At 71.2% G+C, this 782-nt stretch carries 1 protein-coding gene; it reads right to left on the bottom strand.

What is annotated here, in order from left to right:
* The coding region (locus ACTWP8_RS38200; RefSeq protein WP_443326645.1) for an AMP-binding protein at window positions 1-761 on the bottom strand (761 nt) is incomplete at its 3' end.
* Window positions 762-782: the final 21 nt, after the last annotated feature.

The raw sequence follows: 782 nt of genomic DNA, 5'->3' as shown, positions 1-782 counted from the left end.
CCCGGGCGGCCGAGATAGCCGCGGGCGAGGCCGGGGCCCGCGACGTACAGCTCACCTGCCACGCCCTCGGGGACGGGGCGCAGGTGCTCGTCGAGTACGAAAGCCTGGGTGTTGGTGATCGGCCGGCCGATCGGCACCGGGCCCGAACCGGCCGGCTCCAGGGGCATGCTCATCGTCGCGCAGACGGTGACCTCGGTCGGGCCGTACGCATTGACCATCCGCCGGCCCGGCGCCCACTTCTCCACCAGCGCCGGCGGGCACACCTCACTGGCCACCACGACGGTACTGAGGCTGTCGGGCAACTCCTCCACGGTCGCCAGCACCGACGGCGAGACGGTCACATGCGTGACGCCGAACTCCTCGGCCGTCGCGGTCAACGACCCGTTCGGCGGAAGCTTGTCGGCATCGGCCATCACCAAAGCGGCGCCCGACAGCAGCGCCATGAACAGCTCCCACACCGAAGCGTCGAAACTCAACGACGCCAGCTGCAACACCCGCGAACCCGCACCCACCTCGAACCGGCCGATCTGGGCAGCCGCCAGATTCCCGATCCCCCGGTGCGTCACCGCCACACCCTTGGGACGGCCCGTCGACCCCGACGTGTAGATCACGTACGCCACATCATCCGCACCCACCACGGCCGTGGGCACCGGCGCCGCCGCCGCGGACGGATCCCACACCAGGCACTCCACCCCGGCCGGAACCAACACCCGCGTCTCCTCGGAGCAGAGGACGAGCGCAGGCGCCGAGTCCTCGACCATCCACCCGATCCGCTCCGCCGG

Origin of the sequence: Streptomyces sp. 7N604 (genome assembly GCF_052245475.1) — a bacterium.
GTDB lineage: Bacteria > Actinomycetota > Actinomycetes > Streptomycetales > Streptomycetaceae > Streptomyces.
The sequence above is the reverse complement of the archived record's forward strand: the minus strand, read 5'-3'. Positions and strand labels throughout refer to the sequence as shown.